A 15,814-nucleotide genomic window follows, 5' to 3' on the forward strand; every position below is an offset into this window, starting at 1 on the left:
GGCGGCCGCCAGCGCGCTGTCGGCGTTGCAGGACAGGCCGATGGTCAGCGCGCCCGCCTCGCGGGCGTGCGCGACGGCGCCGATGGCGTAGGGGGTGCGGCCGGAGGCGGAGACGCCGACCACCGTGTCGCGCGCGGTCAGCCCGAGGGCGTTCAGGTCCTCGGCGGCCAGTTCGCGCGAGTCCTCCGCGCCCTCGACGGACTTCACCATCGCCGACGGGCCACCCGCGATCAGACCGACGACCTCGCCGGGGTCGGTGTCGAAGGTCGGCGGGCACTCGCTCGCGTCGAGGACGCCCAGCCGGCCCGCCGTGCCGGCGCCCGCGTAGATCAGCCGGCCGCCGTCGGCCATGCGGGCGGCGGTGGCGTCGATGGCGGCGGCGATCCGCGGCAGCTGCGCGGCGACCGCGGCGGGGACGGTCTGGTCCTCCTGGTTCATCAGCGCGGCGATCTCGGCGGTGGGGAGCCGGTCGATCTCCGCCAGCTCGGGGCGGAACGCCTCGGTGGTGAGGGTGGCGAGTTGGGCGCGCAGTTCGGAGTACGAAGAGGACACGTGCTGCTCTTTCGGTGCGTCGTCGTCGTTGACGATCAGCGGGTGCGGGTGCGGGTGCGGGTGCGGGTGCGGGTGCGGTTGTGGCGGCGTGGACTTCGGCTGCGTGGGGGGCTGCTCCGTGCGGGTGCGGTGGTCCGACGGGTACGGCGGGTCAGCGGGTCCGGGGCGCGTGCCGGTGGGCGAGGGCTTCGTACGAGGCCGCCAGCGCGGGGGCCGCCGTCTCGTACGTGCGCTGGGTGACGCAGGTGAAGAGGCAGTCCACCACCAGGAGCTGGCTGGTGCGCGACGACATGGCCGCCGGGCGCAGCTCGCTCTCGCGGGCGGTGGAGGTCGTGAGTATGTGGTCGGCGTACTGCGTCACGGGTCCGGCCGGGCGGCCGGTGATGGCGACCGTGGTGGCGCCGTGGTCGAAGGCGACGCGGAGCGGTTCGATGACGTCGCCGGTGGAGCCGGAGTGGGTGATCGCGATGGCCACGTCGCCGGAGCGCAGCTGCACGGCGTTGGTGACGGCGAGGTGCGGGTCGCTGTGCGCGTGGGCGAGCAGGCCGATCCGCAGGAGCTTCTGGCCGAGGTCCTGGGCGACGAGGCCGGAGGCGCCGACGCCGTAGATGTCGATGCGGCGGGCGGTGGCGAGGGCGGTGACGGCGGCGCCGAGCTGGACGGTGTCGAGCCCGGCGGCGGTGTCGGCGAGGGTCTGCTGCTCGTCGTAGGCGAGCTTGGCGACCACGTCGGCGATCGGGTCGTCGACGGCGATGTCCGCGGTGACGGAGGGAGCGCGTCCGGACTGCTGCTGGGCGGCGAGGCCGGCGAGGGCGAGCCGCAGGTCGCGGTAGCCGGGGTAGCCGAGGAGGCGGGCGGTGCGCACCACGGTCGCCTCGCTGGTGCCGGTGAGTTCGGCGAGGCCGGTGACCGTGAGGGCCGCGCAGCCGGCCGGGTCGCCGGCGACGGCCTCGGCGACCCGCTGCATGGAGCGGGTCATGGACGGCGCGAGGGTCCGCACCTTGGCGGCGAGGGCCGCGGGCGCGGGCGGGGCGTTGCCGGGCGCGGACGCCGTCCCGGAGCCGCCGCTGAAAATTTCCTTCACGTCATTGGTCACATCTGAAAGATATTTTCGGCCCGGAGGGGCGTCAAGACCCCTGATGGGTCCGGATGCGGAGGGGATCTTCGCCGTCGCGGCGTATGGGGTGACAATGAGTCCATGGACGACATCGACTCCCTGGAGCAGGCACTGCACACCGCCCGCGCCCTGGTTCTCGCCGATCTGGCGGCGCGTGAGGTGGCCGCGGCCGAGGTCGTCTCGATGGTCGAGGACGCGGTGACGCACCGGCGGTGGTGGGTGGAGCAGTGGCCCGAGGGCATCACGTACGTCGCCGGGCTCGTCGCGCAGGACGTCCAGGACGCGCTTCTGGAGCGGTACGGCCGCTGGCCGCTCTGCCCGGTCTGCGCGTCGGGCGACCCGCACGCCCTGGACGTGGAGCCGGAGCTGGGGCCGGACCCGCACTGGGTCTGCGGCAAGGCGGGTGTGGTCGTGGCTCCGGTGGGCGGCCTGCGGTGAGGGCCGGGGCCGGTACGGAGACGACGGGGGCCGGGGCGAAGGCGGCAGGGACCGGCGCGTGGGCGATCAGGGCCGGCGCGGAGACGGCAGGGGCCGGGACCGCCGCGGCGGCGGGGGTCTGAGGTGGCCCTCTACATCGACCCGCCGACCTGGCCGGGCCACGGCCGCATGTGGTCGCACCTCGTCAGCGACGTCTCGCACGACGAGCTGCACGCCTTCGCCGCCTCGATCGGCGCCCCGCCCCGCGCCTTCGAGCGAGACCACTACGACATCCCGTCGGAGCGGTACGCGGACGCGGTGGCGGCGGGCGCCATCGAGGTCGGTTCCAAGGAACTCGTCCGGAGGATCACGGAGGCGGGGCTGCGCCGGCCGAAGGGCCGGCCGGCGCCCGGGGAGGACCGCCCCCGTTACGACGTGTAGTAGCCGGCCACGTCGGCGAGGAGGTCGACCGACCCCGCCCGGTTGTAGAAGGCGACCTTTCCGTTGACGACGGGCACGACCACCAGGTTGGGGATCGTCTGGCCCGCGGTGAAGTTGAGGTTCGACGCGCTGGTGCGGGTCGTCCCGTCCGGGTACACGGAGACGAAGCTCGCCGAGGTCGGGCCGGTGGCGGTGACGTTGAGGACGACGGCGGTGACCCCGGCCGCCGGGATGCCGGAGACCCCCGCGACCTGGAGGCTCACGGTCCCGCCGGGCCCGACCTCGGCCTGGGGGACGCCGAGGCCGGCGCGGGTGTCCATCAGTCGGGTGGGCGTGACCGGCCTGTAGGTGGAGCCGGTGCCGTCGGTGGTGTAGTAGCCCGCCACGTCGGCCAGGAGGTCCACGGAGCCGGAGTGGTTGTAGAAGCTCACCCTTCCGTTGACGACGGGCACGACCACCAGGTTGGGGATCGTCTTCCCGGTCGTGAAGTTGAGGTTCGAGGCGCTCGTGCGGGCGGTGCCGTCCGGGTACACCGACACGAAGCTCGTCGCCGTGGGGCCGGTGGCGGTGACGTTGAGGACGACGGCGGTGACCCCGGCCGCCGGGATGCCGGAGACCCCCGCGACCTGGAGCGTCACCGTGCCGGCCGGCCCGATCTTGGCCTGGGGGACGCCGAGGCCGGCGCGGGTGTCCATCAGCCGGGTGGGCGTGACCGGCCTGTAGGTGGAGCCGGTGCCGTCGGTGGTGTAGTAGCCCGCCACGTCCGCGAGCAGGTCGACCGACCCGGCGCGGTTGTAGAAGGCGACCTTTCCGTTGACGACGGGCACGACCACCAGGTTGGGGATGGTCTGGCCGGCCGTGAAGTTGAGGTTCGAGGCGCTGGTGCGGGTGGTGCCGTCGGGGTAGACCGAGACGAAGCTGCCGGAGGTGGGGGCGGTGGCGGTGACGTTGAGGACGACGGCGGTGACCCCGGCCGCCGGGATGCCCGCCTTGCCCGTCACCTGGAGGGTGACCGTGGCACCCGGGCCGACCTTGCCCTGGGCGACGCCGAGGCCGCTGCGGGTGTCCATCAGCCGGGTCGGGGTGACCGGCTTGTAGGTGCCGTGTCCGGAGGCGGCCGGCGTCACCGTCAGCGAGCCGCGCGCGTACTCCTTGCCGTACGCCAGGACGCTGACGTACCAGCTGCCGGCCGGTGCCGTGCGCAGGTCGACCGTCGCCTTCAGGGTCCGCGCGTCCTCGGAGACCTCGACGGTGGTGGCGGTCAGCGGCGCCGGACCGCCGGTCAGCCTGACCGTGGTGCTCTTGCTCAGCGCGGTGCCCGTCACGGTGAGGGTCGCGACCGTACCGGCCTGGGCGGTGCCCGGGGTGACGGTGCCGACGGACGGCTCCTCGGCGCCGCAGGGTGCGTTGACGCAGGAGAGGGAGGCGCGGTACGCGGTCCGCTCGGTGCCTTCCGGCAGGGAGAGGACGAAGAGGCTCTGGCCGTCGGCCGTGTACTCCGACGTGTGGTTGCGCTGCTGCCCCTGGCTGCCGTACAGCGTGTGCCGCGCGAGGGGCGTCCCGCCGTCGGGTTCCGTGACGTGGGCGGTGAGGCGGTCCCCGTCCACGGTCGGCAGTACGACGCACGCCGCGGTGCGCTCCTCCGAGAGGGTGCCGGTCAGCGGCCCGTGGCCGGTGGTGAAGGCCACGGCCCGGGGGCACTCCGCCGCGAGGCCCGCGGCCGTGGAGGTCCGCCAGGCGTCGAGGCGGTACGACTCGGGAAGGGACCAGCCCTCCGGCGCCTGGGTGACGACCTGGTAGCCGGTGGAGCCGGTGGCGTCACACGCGTGGGTCACGAGCCGGCAGATGACCCGGCCCTGGGTGTTCATGACGAGGGTGTGGGTGATGTCCCCCGTGTCGCGCGCGTCGATGGAGAGACGGTCCGTCGCGGCGCCCGTGGTGACCCGGTGGCAGCGCAGCGTGCCGTTCTCCCCCGAGGCGGCCTGGACGGCCGGGGCGCCGATGGCGGTCGCGGGGGAGGTGGCGCAGCCCTTGGCCGCGGCGGTCACGTCGCGGCGGACGACGGTGTGCGTGGCGGGCGCGTTCTGGCCTTCGAGCAGGAGGGTGTACGCCTTGCCCGGGGCGAGCGAGCAGCTGCTGAGGACGTCGAAGGGGAGCTGCTGGCCGGGTGCGGGGTGGGTGTAGCACTCCGCGCCGTTGCCGTCGGTGTCGATCAGCCTCTGCGTGTAGTCCGGGAAGAGGTCCCGGTCGTCCGGGAAGGCGTACCGGAACCGGAACAGCTCCGCGGGGGAGTGGGCGTCCGCCGGGATGGTCAGGCAGTGCGAGAACACATCGTCGCCGGTGGCCATCCGTACGGCGGCGGAGTCGTCGGCGAAGGTGGCGGCGGGCAGCGCCTGGCAGCCGGGCTGGGGAACGTCCGTCCGGACGAAGTGGACGCCGTACGCGCCGGTCTCCGTGGAGTCGGCGGCGCGGACCGTCGCGCGGAACGGCGCGGTGCCGGTGAGGGCGCAGGTCCCGGACGCGAGCGCGACCGGCGCGCACTGCTCGGTGCCGTCCGCGTCGACGACCTGGACGGCGGCGCGGACGCCGGCGCCTCCGCGTGAGGTCAGGGCCGCGATGCGGGCGCCCTGCGGGGTGGGCAGCTCCAGGCAGGAGGTCTGTCCGGCCGTGGTGAACTCGCCCGCGTACCGCCCCTCGGCGACGGGCACGCACTCCTCGGCCGCCGGCTGCGCGGTGGCGGTCCCGGCCGGCAGCAGGAGCGTCCCGAGGACGGCGAGGAGAGAGACGAGTACGGCGGAAACGGGGCGTCTCGCGGACGCCGATGCCCTTGGCATGAACCCCCCATGGGTGTGAGCGATGCATGATCGTCGCACACGGCTCTGAGGGGGGCCCGGGGCGGTCGGGGTCAGTCCACCCGAGCCAGGCCCGCCTTCGGCCGTGAGGCGGACGAGGCAGGCGAGGTGGGGGCGGCGGAGGAGGCGGAGGAAGCGACGACGTGGCCGGAAGCAGGCGGCGTGCGCCGGGTCAGGCGGAGTGACAGGGCGACCGCGGCCAGGGCCACGACCGTCATGGCGGCGCCGGCCCAGGCCGTCGACGCGAACCCGAGGCCGGCGTCGATGACGGTGCCGCCGAGCCAGGGGCCACCGGTGTTGCCGAGGTTGAACGCGGCGGTGGTCGTGGCGCCCGCCAGGGTGGGGGCGGCGCCGGCCACGTTGAACATGCGGGCGTTGAGGGCCGGGGCGGTGAAGAAGGCCGAGACGCCGAGGAGGAAGGCGAGGACGATCGTGGCGGCCGGGCTGGAGGCGAAGAGGGCCAGGGCGACCAGGAAGACCGTCGAGGCGGTGATGCCGCTCAGCAGCACCCCGAAGAGGTGCGCGTCGGCGACGCGGCCGCCGATGTACGTACCGATCAGGGCGCCGATGCCGAAGAGGCCGAGGATCGCGGAGACCCAGCGGGTGTCGATCCCGGCGACGTCCGTGATCACCGGCGCGAGGTACGAGAACGCGCAGAAGACGCCGCCGGCGGCGAATGCGGTGACCACGACCGAGAGGAGCACCTGGCGGTCGCGGTAGATCACCAGCTCGCGCTTGAGGCGGGGAGTGGTCTCGGGCAGGGGGATGCGCGGGATGCGGGTCACGACGCCGACGAGCGCGACGGCGGAGGCCGCGCCGACGGCCCAGAAGGCGGAGCGCCAGCCGAGGTGCTCACCGAGGAAGGCGCCTGCCGGGACGCCGAGGACGTTGGCGATCGAGAGACCGCCGATCATGACCGCCATCGCCTTGGCCCGGGCGCCGACCGGCACCATCGCGATGGCGACGGCGGCCCCGACGGCCCAGAACCCGGCGCAGGCGAGCGCGCTCACGACACGGGAGGCGAAGAGCACGCCGTAGCCGGGCGCGAGGGCCCCCGCGATCTGGCCGAGACCGAAGACGGTGATCAGGGCGACGAGGGTCGTCTTGCGGGGCAGCCGGAGGGTGGTGACGGCGAGCAGCGGGGCGCCGACGACCATGCCGATGGCGAAGGCGGATATGAGCAGCCCGGCGCTGGGGATGGAGACCCCCATGTCCTCGGCGATGGGCGGCAGAAGCCCGGACAGCATGAACTCGCTCGTGCCGAGCGCGAAGACGGAGAGCCCGAGGATGTAGACGGCCAGGGGCATGCGGGCGGGGGCGGCGGTGGGGGCGGGGGAGGTCGTGGGCTCGGCGGAGGGAGACGGCATGACATGTGTCAACGGGGTGGTTGTGCCTGACATTCCTGGGGGTGGGGGATGTCTTGCGATGTGGACGCGGGGGGGAATGGGGAGGGCCGCTGGGGTCCCTGAGCCGGTCAGGGACCCCAGCGGCCTTCTGCGATCGCCGGTCCGGTGAGGAAGGACTCCTCGTCGGCGACGGCGGCTCGTCGTCCTTGGCGCACGCCTCGCAACCCGCCATGAAGACCCCGGGGAGCCTCAGCGCGGCGGCGGGGGTGGGCAGTTCGTCGCCGTCAGGGCGGTCAGCTCCGCCCTCAGGTTCGTCCGGGCCCTTCCCTCCCAGGCCGCCGCGCCGTACGGCGTACGGAAGAGGCGGGGGAGGGACATCAGCTGGCGGAGGACCGCCGCGCGGCCCTCGCGGAAGGCCGTGTCCGGGACGAAGGCGTACTCCTCGCGGACCGCCTTCGTGTACGCCGTGTAGGTATCCGGGTCGCTCGCCAGGATCGCCAGGTCCGCGTCGCAGAGCAGTTCGCCGTTGATGTCGCCCTCCGCCGGGTCGTGGGTGACCGTCAGGCGCACAAGACGGGCCACCTCCGTCACCTCATGGCTCGTCAGGCCGGCCTCCGTGAGGGCCTTCTCTGCCAGGGCGGCGGAGCGTTCCTCGTTCTCCGAGCGGTCCGGGCGGTAGACCGCGTCGTGGAACCAGGCCGCCAGGCGGACCAGCTCCAGTTCGCCGCCCTCGCCCCCCAGGTCGGCGAGTTCGTCGATGCGGTCGAGCACCGCCCGCAGGTGGTCGACCGTGTGGTACTTGCGCTGCGGCTCGGCCCAGCGGGCCAGCAGGTTCAGTCCGTACGGGAGGGGGTCGGGGCCCTCACGCCCCGCCCGGGCCGCGCGCAGGGTCGAGGTCCAGCGCTGGAGCAGCGCGGGGTCGGGTGCGTGCTCGGCGTGCTCTTCTTCGGCGGTCATACGCGCATTGTGCCGTGCCCCGTCGCCCGTAAGGCCGCCTTCCGGCGGCCCTGCCGCGCCCCCTGCGCGCGCCTCGGGGGCGTACCCCTCAGGGGTATGCGTGCGTGCAGTGCCGCGGGGGTGAGGGAGTGGCCTGGAGGTCGGCCCGCCAGGTGGGCGTCAGGCGGACGGGGTGACCCACTCGACGAGCTGGACCACGACGCCGTTGGGGTCGGTCATCTGGAAGAGGCGCTCGCCCCAGGGCTCTTCGCGCAGCGGCATGGTGAGGGGAGCGCCCGCTTCCCGCAGCCGCGCCTCCTCGGCTTCGATGCCGGTGACGGTGAGGGCGAGGATCAGGCCGGCCGCGTGCTGGTCGCGCTGGTCCGCCGGCAGGACCTCGAGCCCCTGTCGCAGCAGGACGATGTCGACGGCGGCGTCCTCCCGGCGCAGGGAGACGAAACCGTCGTCGGCCATGACGACCTGGTAACCGAGGTACGTGGTCAGGAAGTCCCGGGAGGCCTCCGGGTCGTCGACGGTCAGCGAGAGGGTGGAGGTGGCGACGTTCAAGAAGGCTCCCGGGAGTGGCGAAGAATCGGTTCGGACGAACTTTGCGACGGACGTAACTTTATGGGGAGTCGATTCTCTACGTCAAGACTATTTTTGCTATAAGTGTAAGATTGCTCCATGGGTACCGAGATGGGACTTCGCGAGTCCAAGAAGCAGGAGACGCGCCGGCTGATCTCCGATCACGCCACCCGGCTCTTCATGGAGCAGGGCTTCGAGGCGACGACCATCGCCGAGATCGCCGACGCGGCCCGCGTCGCGAAGAAGACGGTCACCAACTACTTCGCGCGCAAAGAGGACATGGCCCTCGACCACCACGAGGCCTTCACCGCGAGCCTGGCCGCCGCCGTCGCCGGGCGCGGTGACGGCGAGTCGCCGCTCGACGCGCTGCGGCGGGAGTGCCTCACCGCCCTGGAACACCACGACCCGGTGGCCGGGTTCGCCGGCCCCGCCTTCGCCGGCATGATCGTCGACAGCCCGACCCTCACCGCCCGGCTGCGCGAACTCCACGACCGGCGCGAGGACGAACTCGCCACCGCCCTGGCCGCCCTCGACACCGAGGCGGGCGCCGGCGAGCGGCCCGGTGCCGGTGGTGACCTCGCCCCCCGGGCGGCCGCCGCCCTCATCGCGGCCGCGCACCGCCTGCTGTTCCGGCGGATCCAGGAACTGACCCTCGCCGGGGACCCCGACGACCGGATCACGGCCGTCCTCGTCCCGGAGGCCGAGCACGTCTTCGACCTCCTCGCCGCCGCCCTCGACGGCTCCTGGTACGCGGGGCGGCGCTGACCGGCCGGGCCGGCTCCCGGTGCGCGGGGCGGCGCTGACCGGCCGGGCCGGCTCCCGTACGGGGGCGCCGGGCGGCCGTAGCGCGGGGGCCGGGAAAACCCGTTGCCGGGCCCGCTTTCCGCGCGCCACCCTTCCGCCTATGACTTCCCCTCCCGAGCCCCGCCCGGTCACCGACCTCTTCTCGACGGCCGGACGCCTGAAGGCGATCCCGCGCAGGCCGGCCCGCCGCGAGCAGCTCCTCGCCCACCTGGCGGAGACGCTCTTCGAGCCCGCCCGCTCCTACAGCGAACGCGAGGTCAACGAAGCGCTGCTCACCGTCCACGACGACTTCCCGGCGCTGCGCCGCCACCTCGTGACCGGCGGCCTGCTCTCCCGTACGAAGGACGGCGCGGCCTACCGCCGACAGCAGCGGCCCGGCTCCCCCGGAGGCGCGATCCCGTCCGTCGCGTGACGGCCGCGGTGGTGGCCGGCCTGCTGGCCGGCTACGGCATCGCGATCCCGGTCGGCGCCGTCGGCGCCTACCTCGTGGCGGTCACCGCCCGCACCGACTGGCGTACCGGAGCGGGCGCGGCGCTCGGCGTCGCGGCGGCGGACGGGCTCTACGCCCTCGTCGCGGTCCTCGGCGGCTCGGCCCTCGTCCCGCTGCTCACGCCGGTCATGACCCCGCTGCGGTGGATCTCGGCGCTGGTCCTGGTCGCCCTGGCGGCCCGTTCCGCGTGGACGGCCGTACGCGCGTACCGCGTGGGAGCGCTCGCCGGACGGCGCGGCGACGGCAACCCCACCACCCCGTGGCGCGCCTTCCTCACGTTCCTCGGCATCACGGTCCTCAACCCCATGACCGTGATCTACTTCGCGGCCCTGGTCCTGGCGACCGGCCCTTCGGCCCCCGCCACGACTCCCGACCGGACCGCTTTCGTGCTGGCCGCCCTCACCGCCTCCGCGAGCTGGCAGCTCCTCCTGGCGACGGGCGGCGCCCTGCTCGGCCGCACCCTGACGAGCGCCCGGGGCCGCCTCGGCACCGCTCTCGCGTCGAGCGCCCTGATCACCGGCCTGGCGGTACACCTGGTGGCGTAGGGTCCTGCGGTCCTGCGGTCCTGCGGTCCTGCGGTCCTGCGGTCCTGCGGTCCTGGGGCTCCGGCGCCTCGCCCGCCCTCACCCCGCCCGTTCCGCCTGCCTCCTCGTCGGACGGGCCCCGGGCGGCGGCGCGGGTCAGTGGTCGGCGGCCCGGAAGCCGCGCAGCCGCAGGCTGTTGCCGACCACGAAGACCGAGGAGAAGGCCATGGCGGCGCCCGCGATCATCGGGTTGAGCAGTCCGGCCGCGGCGAGCGGCAGGGCGGCGACGTTGTAGGCGAAGGCCCAGAAGAGGTTGGAGCGGATGGTGCCGAGGGTCCTGCGGGAGAGCCGGATGGCGTCGGCGGCGGCCCGCAGGTCCCCTCGTATGAGCGTCAGGTCGCCGGCCTCGATGGCGGCGTCCGTGCCGGTGCCCATCGCCAGGCCCAAGTCGGCCTGGGCCAGGGCGGCGGCGTCGTTGACGCCGTCCCCGACCATGGCCACCGAACGCCCCTCGCCCTGCAGGCGCTTGACGATGTCGACCTTGTCCTGCGGCATGACCTCGGCGAACACCTCGTCGATGCCGACCTCGGCGGCGACGGACCGGGCGACGGCCTCGTTGTCGCCGGTCAGCAGGATCGGGGTCAGGCCGAGTGCGCGCAGCCGTCCGATCGCCTCGGCGCTCGTCTCCTTGATGGCGTCGGCGACCTCCAGGACCGCCCGGGCGTCGCCGTCCCAGGCCACCGCGATGGCGGTCCTCCCGGCCTTCTCTGCCTCCTCCTTGGCGGTCTTGAGCGCCGGCGGGAGCTCCATGGCCCACTCGGCGAGCAGCTTCTCGCGGCCGACGAGGACGGCGTGGCCCTCGACGACGCCCTGGACGCCCAGGCCGGGGATGCCGGCGAAGTCCTGGGGCGTGGGGAGCGTGCCGACCTCGGCGGCGGCGCCGGTGGCGACGGCCTGGGCGATCGGGTGCTCGGAGGAGTGCTCCAGCGCGCCCGCCAGGCGCAGTACGTCGGTCTCGTCGGTGCCTTCGGCGGTGTGGACCCTGAGGAGGGTCATCCGGCCGGTGGTGACGGTGCCGGTCTTGTCCAGGACGACGGTGTCGACCTTGCGGGTGGTCTCCAGGACCTCCGGGCCCTTGATGAGGATGCCGAGCTGGGCGCCACGGCCGGTGCCGACCATGAGGGCGGTCGGGGTGGCGAGGCCCAGGGCGCAGGGGCAGGCGATGATCAGGACGGCGACGGCGGCGGTGAACGCGGCGGTCAGGCCGGAGCCGGAGCCCAGCCAGAAGCCGAGCGTGCCGAGGGCGAGGGCGATGACGACCGGCACGAAGACCGCGGAGATCCTGTCGGCCAGGCGCTGGGCGGCGGCCTTGCCGTTCTGCGCGTCCTCGACCAGCTTGGCCATGCGGGCGAGCTGGGTGTCGGCGCCGACGCGGGTGGCCTCGACGACCAGCCGGCCGCCGGCGTTCAGGGTCGCGCCGGTGACCGGGTCGCCGACGCCGACCTCGACCGGCACGGACTCGCCGGTGAGCATGGAGGCGTCCACGGCGGAGGAGCCCTCGACGACGGTGCCGTCGGTGGCGATCTTCTGGCCGGGGCGGACGAGGAAGCGGTCTCCGACGGCGAGTTCGGCGGTGGGCACGGTGACCTCGCGGCCGTTCCTGAGGACCGTCACCTCCTTGGCGCCCAGCCGCATCAGCGCCTTGAGCGCCGCGCCGGCCTTGCGCTTGGAGCGGGCCTCGAAGTACCGGCCGGCCAGGATGAAGGCGGTGACGCCGGCCGCGGCCTCCAGGTAGATGTTCCCGGCGCCGTCGGTGCGGGCGATCGTGAACTCGAAGGGGTGCGTCATGCCGGGCGTGCCGGCGGTGCCGAAGAACAGCGCCCACAGCGACCAGAGGAACGCGGCGATCGTGCCGACCGAGATCAGTGTGTCCATGGTGGCCGCGCCGTGCCGGGCGTTGGTCCAGGCGGCCCGGTGGAACGGCCAGGCGGCGTAGACGACGACCGGGGCGGCGAGCGTGAGGCTCAGCCACTGCCAGTACTCGATCTGCAGCGCCGGGACCATCGCCATCGCGACGACGGGGACGGCGAGCGCGACGGAGGTGATCAGCCGCTGCTTCAGGGGCCGAAGCTCCTCGTCGGCCTTCTCCTCGTCGGACGGCCCGGCGTCTCCCGTGGCGGGGGCCTTCGGCGGGGCGGGCTCCTGGGCGGTGTAGCCGGTGGCCTCGACGGTCGCGATCAGGTCGGCGACCGAGACGGCGGCGTCCGCGCCGAAGGTGACCTTCGCCTTCTCGGTGGCGTAGTTGACGGTGGCCTGCACCCCGTCCAGGCGGTTGAGCTTCTTCTCGATACGCGCCGCGCACGAGGCGCAGGTCATGCCGCCGATGGCGAGCTCGACCTGGGCGGCGCCCGGGGTGGTCGTGGTCATGGCTCCTCTTTCCTGAGGCTGGGTGCGCTTCGCGTGGCGGCCGATCATGTGCGCCGGCACTCGGCGGCAGGGGCCCGGGAGGGACGGGCCCCGGCGGCCGTGGTGGTGCGTGCGCCGGGGGTCAGGCGCGGCCGGTGAGTGCGTAGCCGGCGTCGTCGATCGCGGCGGCGATCGCGCTGTCGTCCGGCTCGCCGCCCGTGGTGACGGTCACCCGGCCGCCGGAGACGTCGACGTCGACGGAGAGGACGCCGGCCAGTTCGCCGACGGAGGTGGTGATCGCGGTCTTGCAGTGGCCGCAGGTCATGCCGGTGACGGCGTAGACGGTGGTGGTGGCGTCGGCGGCGGCGGTGGTGGCCTCGCCGGCGCCGGTCGAGCAGCCGCCGTCAGGAGTACAGCAGGAAGACATGGGTTCCTCCTCGGTCGGTGATCAAGGGCGCCAGATACCCTGAGGGGGTATCGCGGCTCGGTTCATGTATACCCCCCGCCCGTATTCGGCGCAAGCGTCTCCCTCGGCTTGACTTCATACCCCCCAGGGGTACTGTGAAGTGCATCGGAAGGAACGGTCGCCCACGCATGGGAGAGCTGTCATGAACACCGGAGTGAAGATCACCGCCTATGCCGCCGCGCTCGCCGCGACCTTCGGGGCCGCCTACGGGGTGGGCAAGGGCGTCGGACCCGCGGACGAGCCGCGGCCGGCCGCGCACGGCGAGCACGCGGCCGCCACGGGCGAAGCGGAGGTGCCACGGGGGAGCGGGGACGGGCACGCCGGGCACGGCGAGGCGGCCGCACCCGCCGCCGGGGGGCTCCAGGTCTCGGAGGGCGGCTACACCCTCGCCCTCGAGACGCCGCGGCCGGCCGTCGGCAGAGGTGTGCTGACGTTCTCCGTCAAGGACGGCGCCGGCCGGAAGGTCACCGCGTACGAGACCGAGCACGGCAAGGAGCTGCACTTCATCGTCGCCTCGCGCGACCTGACGGTCTACCGCCACCTGCACCCCGTCCGGGCGGCCGACGGCACCTGGTCGACGCCGGTCGACCTGCCGGCGGCGGGCGGCTACAAGGCCTTCGCCGACTTCAAGCCGGCGATCGAGGGAGCGAAGAACGTGACCCTGGGCGTGGACCTGTCCGTACCCGGCGCGTACGCGCCCCGGCCGATGCCGGCCGCCGCGCCGACCGCGACCGTCGACGGCTACCAGGTCGCCCTGGCCGGCGCGCTCGCTCCGGGAAAGGCCGGCCGGCTGAAGCTCACCGTCACCAAGGGCGGAAAGCCGGTCACGGACCTGGAGCCGTATCTCGGCGCGTACGGTCACCTCGTCGCACTCCGCGAGGGCGACCTCGCCTACCTGCACGTCCATCCCGAGGAGGGCGGCCCCGGCCCGGACGTCTCCTTCACGGCGACGGCGCCCAGCCCGGGGACGTACCGTCTCTTCCTCGACTTCCAGCACGGAGGCACGGTGCGCACGGCGGCCTTCACGGTGCACGCGGGCGCCGGGCACGCGGCGCCGGAGAAGGCGCCGGCGCCGACCGGGGGCGGCGCGCACGATGCGGGAGAGCACACGCACGGCTAGTCTGGTCATTGGACTAGACCTGTAGCCGTCATTCATGGAGGAATGGGCTCGATGAGCAACCGTGCAGTCCTTGAGGTGATCGCCCTCGACGAAGGGGACGCGGTCGCGGCCCAGGCCGGCGGGGCGGACCGTCTCGAACTGGTCACCGACATGGCGGCGGACGGGCTGACCCCGAGCCTGACCGGCTTCCGCACGATCCGCGCCGCCGTGGACATCCCGCTCCGCGTGATGCTCAGGCTGACGGACGGCTTCGCGGCGGGCGACGTGGACGCCCTGGTCGCCCGCGCCTCGGAGCTGCGGGAGGCCGGGGCCGACGAGTTCGTGCTGGGCTTCCTGACGGCGCACGGCGACGTGGATCTGGTGGCCGTCGAGCGGCTGATCGCCGTCCTGGAGGGCTGCCGCTGGACCTTCCACCGGGCCGTCGACCGGGCGGCCGACCGCGACGCCCTGCGCAAGCAGCTCGCGGACCTGCCCGGCCTCGACACCTACCTGACCGCGGGCGCGGCGACGGGCGTCGACGACGGCCTCCCGGTCCTCAAGGCCGAGGCGGCGCGCGCGGGAGAGCCGGGCTACGAGCCCCGGATCCTCGTGGGCGGCGGCCTCCGCCTCGACCACCTCCCCGGACTCCGCGCGGCCGGCCTGGACGCCTTCCACATCGGCGGCGCGGCCCGCCCGAACGGCTGGACCCACCCGGTCTCCACGGACGCGGTCCGCACCTGGCGCGAGGCGATCGACGCGTAGCGGGCGAGGGCCGGTGAGGGGCGCGGCGGCCGGGGAGCCTCCGGCTCAAGAGCCTTCCGGCCGGGGAGCCTCCGGCTCAAGAGCCCTCCGGCCGGGGAGCCTCCGGCCCAGGAGCGCCGTCCCCCTGGCCAAGAGCCCCCCCGGTCCAAGAGCGCCGGCCCCTTGGCCAAGAGTTCGCCGCCGGGGTGTGAGGAGCCGGAGTCGGCGGGGTCGGCGGTGAACTCCCTTCTCGCAGAGGGCTGTTCATCTCAGCCCGCAGGCCCCACCATGCTCCTCACCGCTCATGCGTGACACCGCATCGGAGGAACAGTGTCGAAGCTCCGTGTGCTCCGCGTCAGGTTCGCTCCGCTGCTCGCCGCCGGTGTCGTCCTCGCGGCTCTGCTCGGCCCGGCCGCCACCGCCCGGGCCACCGCCACGGCCGCCCGCACACCCGTCGTCCTCGTCCACGGCTACAACGCCGACCCCGGCGTCTGGGGCGGTCTGCGCGAGGACCTCCGGGCCGACGGGTACACCGACGCCGAGCTGTTCTCGTTCGGCTACGACACCCACCAGTCCGTCAACGAGGTCCTGTCGGGCCGGCTCGCCGCGTACGTCGAGGACGTCAAGCGGCGGACCGGCGCGAGCCGCGTCGACCTCGTCGCCCACTCCTTCGGCAGCCTCGTCACCCGCTGGTACGTGAAGTTCGACGCCGCCGGCCCGTCCTCCGTCGCCCACTGGGTCTCGCTCGCGGGCCCCAACCACGGCACCGGCACCGCCTGGGCCTGCGCCCTGTGGGACCAGGCATGCCGGGACATGACGCCGGGCTCCTACGTCCAGAAGCGGCTCGCGGAAGGCGACGAGACCCCGGGGCCGGTGCGTTATGCCACCTGGTGGTCGAACTGCGACGAGGTCGTCGCCCCCGACAGCAGCGTGCCGCTGACCGGCGCCGCCAACAACGCCGCCGGCTGCCTCGACCACAACGCGCTGCTCGGCGACGACACCGTCTCCGAGGGCGTGCGCGCCTTCCTCGCGACCTGA

Annotated in this window: 16 protein-coding genes; 8 read left to right on the forward strand and 8 right to left on the reverse strand. The window is 73.9% G+C overall.

All coding sequences use genetic code 11. From position 1 onward, the window contains the following. The coding region (locus AB0K65_RS30240; protein WP_365722117.1) for an N-acetylmuramic acid 6-phosphate etherase at window positions 1-552 on the reverse strand (552 nt) is incomplete at its 3' end. A gap of 151 nt (window positions 553-703) precedes the next feature. After that, window positions 704-1,648, reverse strand: coding sequence for a MurR/RpiR family transcriptional regulator (locus AB0K65_RS30245; RefSeq protein ID WP_365722119.1), 945 nt, complete (start codon window positions 1,646-1,648; stop codon window positions 704-706). 102 nt (window positions 1,649-1,750) lie between these two features. On the opposite strand from AB0K65_RS30245, the gene AB0K65_RS30250 reads away from it, so the two are divergent. Continuing rightward, window positions 1,751-2,107: a hypothetical protein gene (locus AB0K65_RS30250; protein ID WP_365722121.1), complete on the forward strand. Its 357-nt coding sequence runs from the start codon at window positions 1,751-1,753 to the stop codon at window positions 2,105-2,107. Window positions 2,108-2,230: 123 nt separating this feature from the next. Beyond that, window positions 2,231-2,527 carry a DUF4031 domain-containing protein gene (locus tag AB0K65_RS30255; protein ID WP_365722123.1) on the forward strand — a complete coding sequence of 99 codons (297 nt, stop codon included), beginning with the start codon at window positions 2,231-2,233 and terminating at the stop codon, window positions 2,525-2,527. Here the strand turns inward: AB0K65_RS30255 and AB0K65_RS30260 are convergent. The 4 genes from AB0K65_RS30260 to AB0K65_RS30275 all read right to left on the reverse strand — a co-directional run bounded on the left by AB0K65_RS30260 (window position 2,515) and on the right by AB0K65_RS30275 (window position 8,228). After that, the gene (locus AB0K65_RS30260) at window positions 2,515-5,361 is read right to left on the reverse strand and encodes a hypothetical protein (protein ID WP_365722125.1); all 2,847 of its coding nucleotides are present in this window, start codon (window positions 5,359-5,361) and stop codon (window positions 2,515-2,517) included. The two genes, AB0K65_RS30255 and AB0K65_RS30260, sit on opposite strands and share 13 nt — an antisense overlap. A 71-nt stretch (window positions 5,362-5,432) precedes the next feature. Next, window positions 5,433-6,686 carry a Cmx/CmrA family chloramphenicol efflux MFS transporter gene (locus tag AB0K65_RS30265; protein WP_365722179.1) on the reverse strand — a complete coding sequence of 418 codons (1,254 nt, stop codon included), beginning with the start codon at window positions 6,684-6,686 and terminating at the stop codon, window positions 5,433-5,435. Between the two features lie 288 nt (window positions 6,687-6,974). Further along, window positions 6,975-7,682 carry a hypothetical protein gene (locus AB0K65_RS30270; RefSeq protein WP_365722127.1) on the reverse strand — a complete coding sequence of 236 codons (708 nt, stop codon included), beginning with the start codon at window positions 7,680-7,682 and terminating at the stop codon, window positions 6,975-6,977. A gap of 159 nt (window positions 7,683-7,841) precedes the next feature. Next, window positions 7,842-8,228 (reverse strand): VOC family protein, encoded by a 387-nt coding sequence (locus AB0K65_RS30275; protein ID WP_365722129.1) that lies wholly within the window; start codon window positions 8,226-8,228, stop codon window positions 7,842-7,844. Between the two features lie 117 nt (window positions 8,229-8,345). Between AB0K65_RS30275 and AB0K65_RS30280 the strand changes: the two genes are divergently transcribed. From AB0K65_RS30280 to AB0K65_RS30290, 3 genes are all read left to right on the forward strand, one after another. Next, window positions 8,346-9,011 (forward strand): helix-turn-helix domain-containing protein, encoded by a 666-nt coding sequence (locus AB0K65_RS30280; protein WP_365722131.1) that lies wholly within the window; start codon window positions 8,346-8,348, stop codon window positions 9,009-9,011. A 139-nt stretch (window positions 9,012-9,150) separates the two neighbouring features. Further along, window positions 9,151-9,462: a DUF2087 domain-containing protein gene (locus AB0K65_RS30285; protein ID WP_365722133.1), complete on the forward strand. Its 312-nt coding sequence runs from the start codon at window positions 9,151-9,153 to the stop codon at window positions 9,460-9,462. After that, window positions 9,459-10,085: a LysE family transporter gene (locus tag AB0K65_RS30290; protein WP_365722135.1), complete on the forward strand. Its 627-nt coding sequence runs from the start codon at window positions 9,459-9,461 to the stop codon at window positions 10,083-10,085. Before AB0K65_RS30285 ends, AB0K65_RS30290 begins: the two co-directional genes overlap by 4 nt. 135 nt (window positions 10,086-10,220) lie before the next feature. On the opposite strand, the gene AB0K65_RS30295 is transcribed toward AB0K65_RS30290, so the two are convergent. Continuing rightward, window positions 10,221-12,491 (reverse strand): heavy metal translocating P-type ATPase, encoded by a 2,271-nt coding sequence (locus tag AB0K65_RS30295; RefSeq protein ID WP_365722137.1) that lies wholly within the window; start codon window positions 12,489-12,491, stop codon window positions 10,221-10,223. Window positions 12,492-12,612: 121 nt separating this feature from the next. Beyond that, a complete protein-coding gene (locus AB0K65_RS30300) occupies window positions 12,613-12,897 on the reverse strand; it encodes a cation transporter (protein ID WP_365722139.1) in 285 nt (94 codons plus the stop codon). A 181-nt stretch (window positions 12,898-13,078) separates the two neighbouring features. Between AB0K65_RS30300 and AB0K65_RS30305 the strand changes: the two genes are divergently transcribed. The 3 genes from AB0K65_RS30305 to AB0K65_RS30315 all read left to right on the forward strand — a co-directional run bounded on the left by AB0K65_RS30305 (window position 13,079) and on the right by AB0K65_RS30315 (window position 15,814). Beyond that, complete coding sequence (locus AB0K65_RS30305) at window positions 13,079-14,056, forward strand: hypothetical protein (protein WP_365722141.1); 978 nt, start codon at window positions 13,079-13,081, stop codon at window positions 14,054-14,056. 51 nt (window positions 14,057-14,107) lie between these two features. Next, a complete protein-coding gene (locus AB0K65_RS30310; RefSeq protein ID WP_365722143.1) occupies window positions 14,108-14,797 on the forward strand; it encodes a copper homeostasis protein CutC in 690 nt (229 codons plus the stop codon). Between the two features lie 309 nt (window positions 14,798-15,106). Continuing rightward, on the forward strand, window positions 15,107-15,814 hold the full coding sequence (locus AB0K65_RS30315) for an alpha/beta fold hydrolase (RefSeq protein ID WP_365722145.1): 708 nt from the start codon (window positions 15,107-15,109) through the stop codon (window positions 15,812-15,814).

Origin of the sequence: Streptomyces sp. NPDC053755 (genome assembly GCF_040677675.1) — a bacterium.
Lineage (GTDB): Bacteria > Actinomycetota > Actinomycetes > Streptomycetales > Streptomycetaceae > Streptomyces.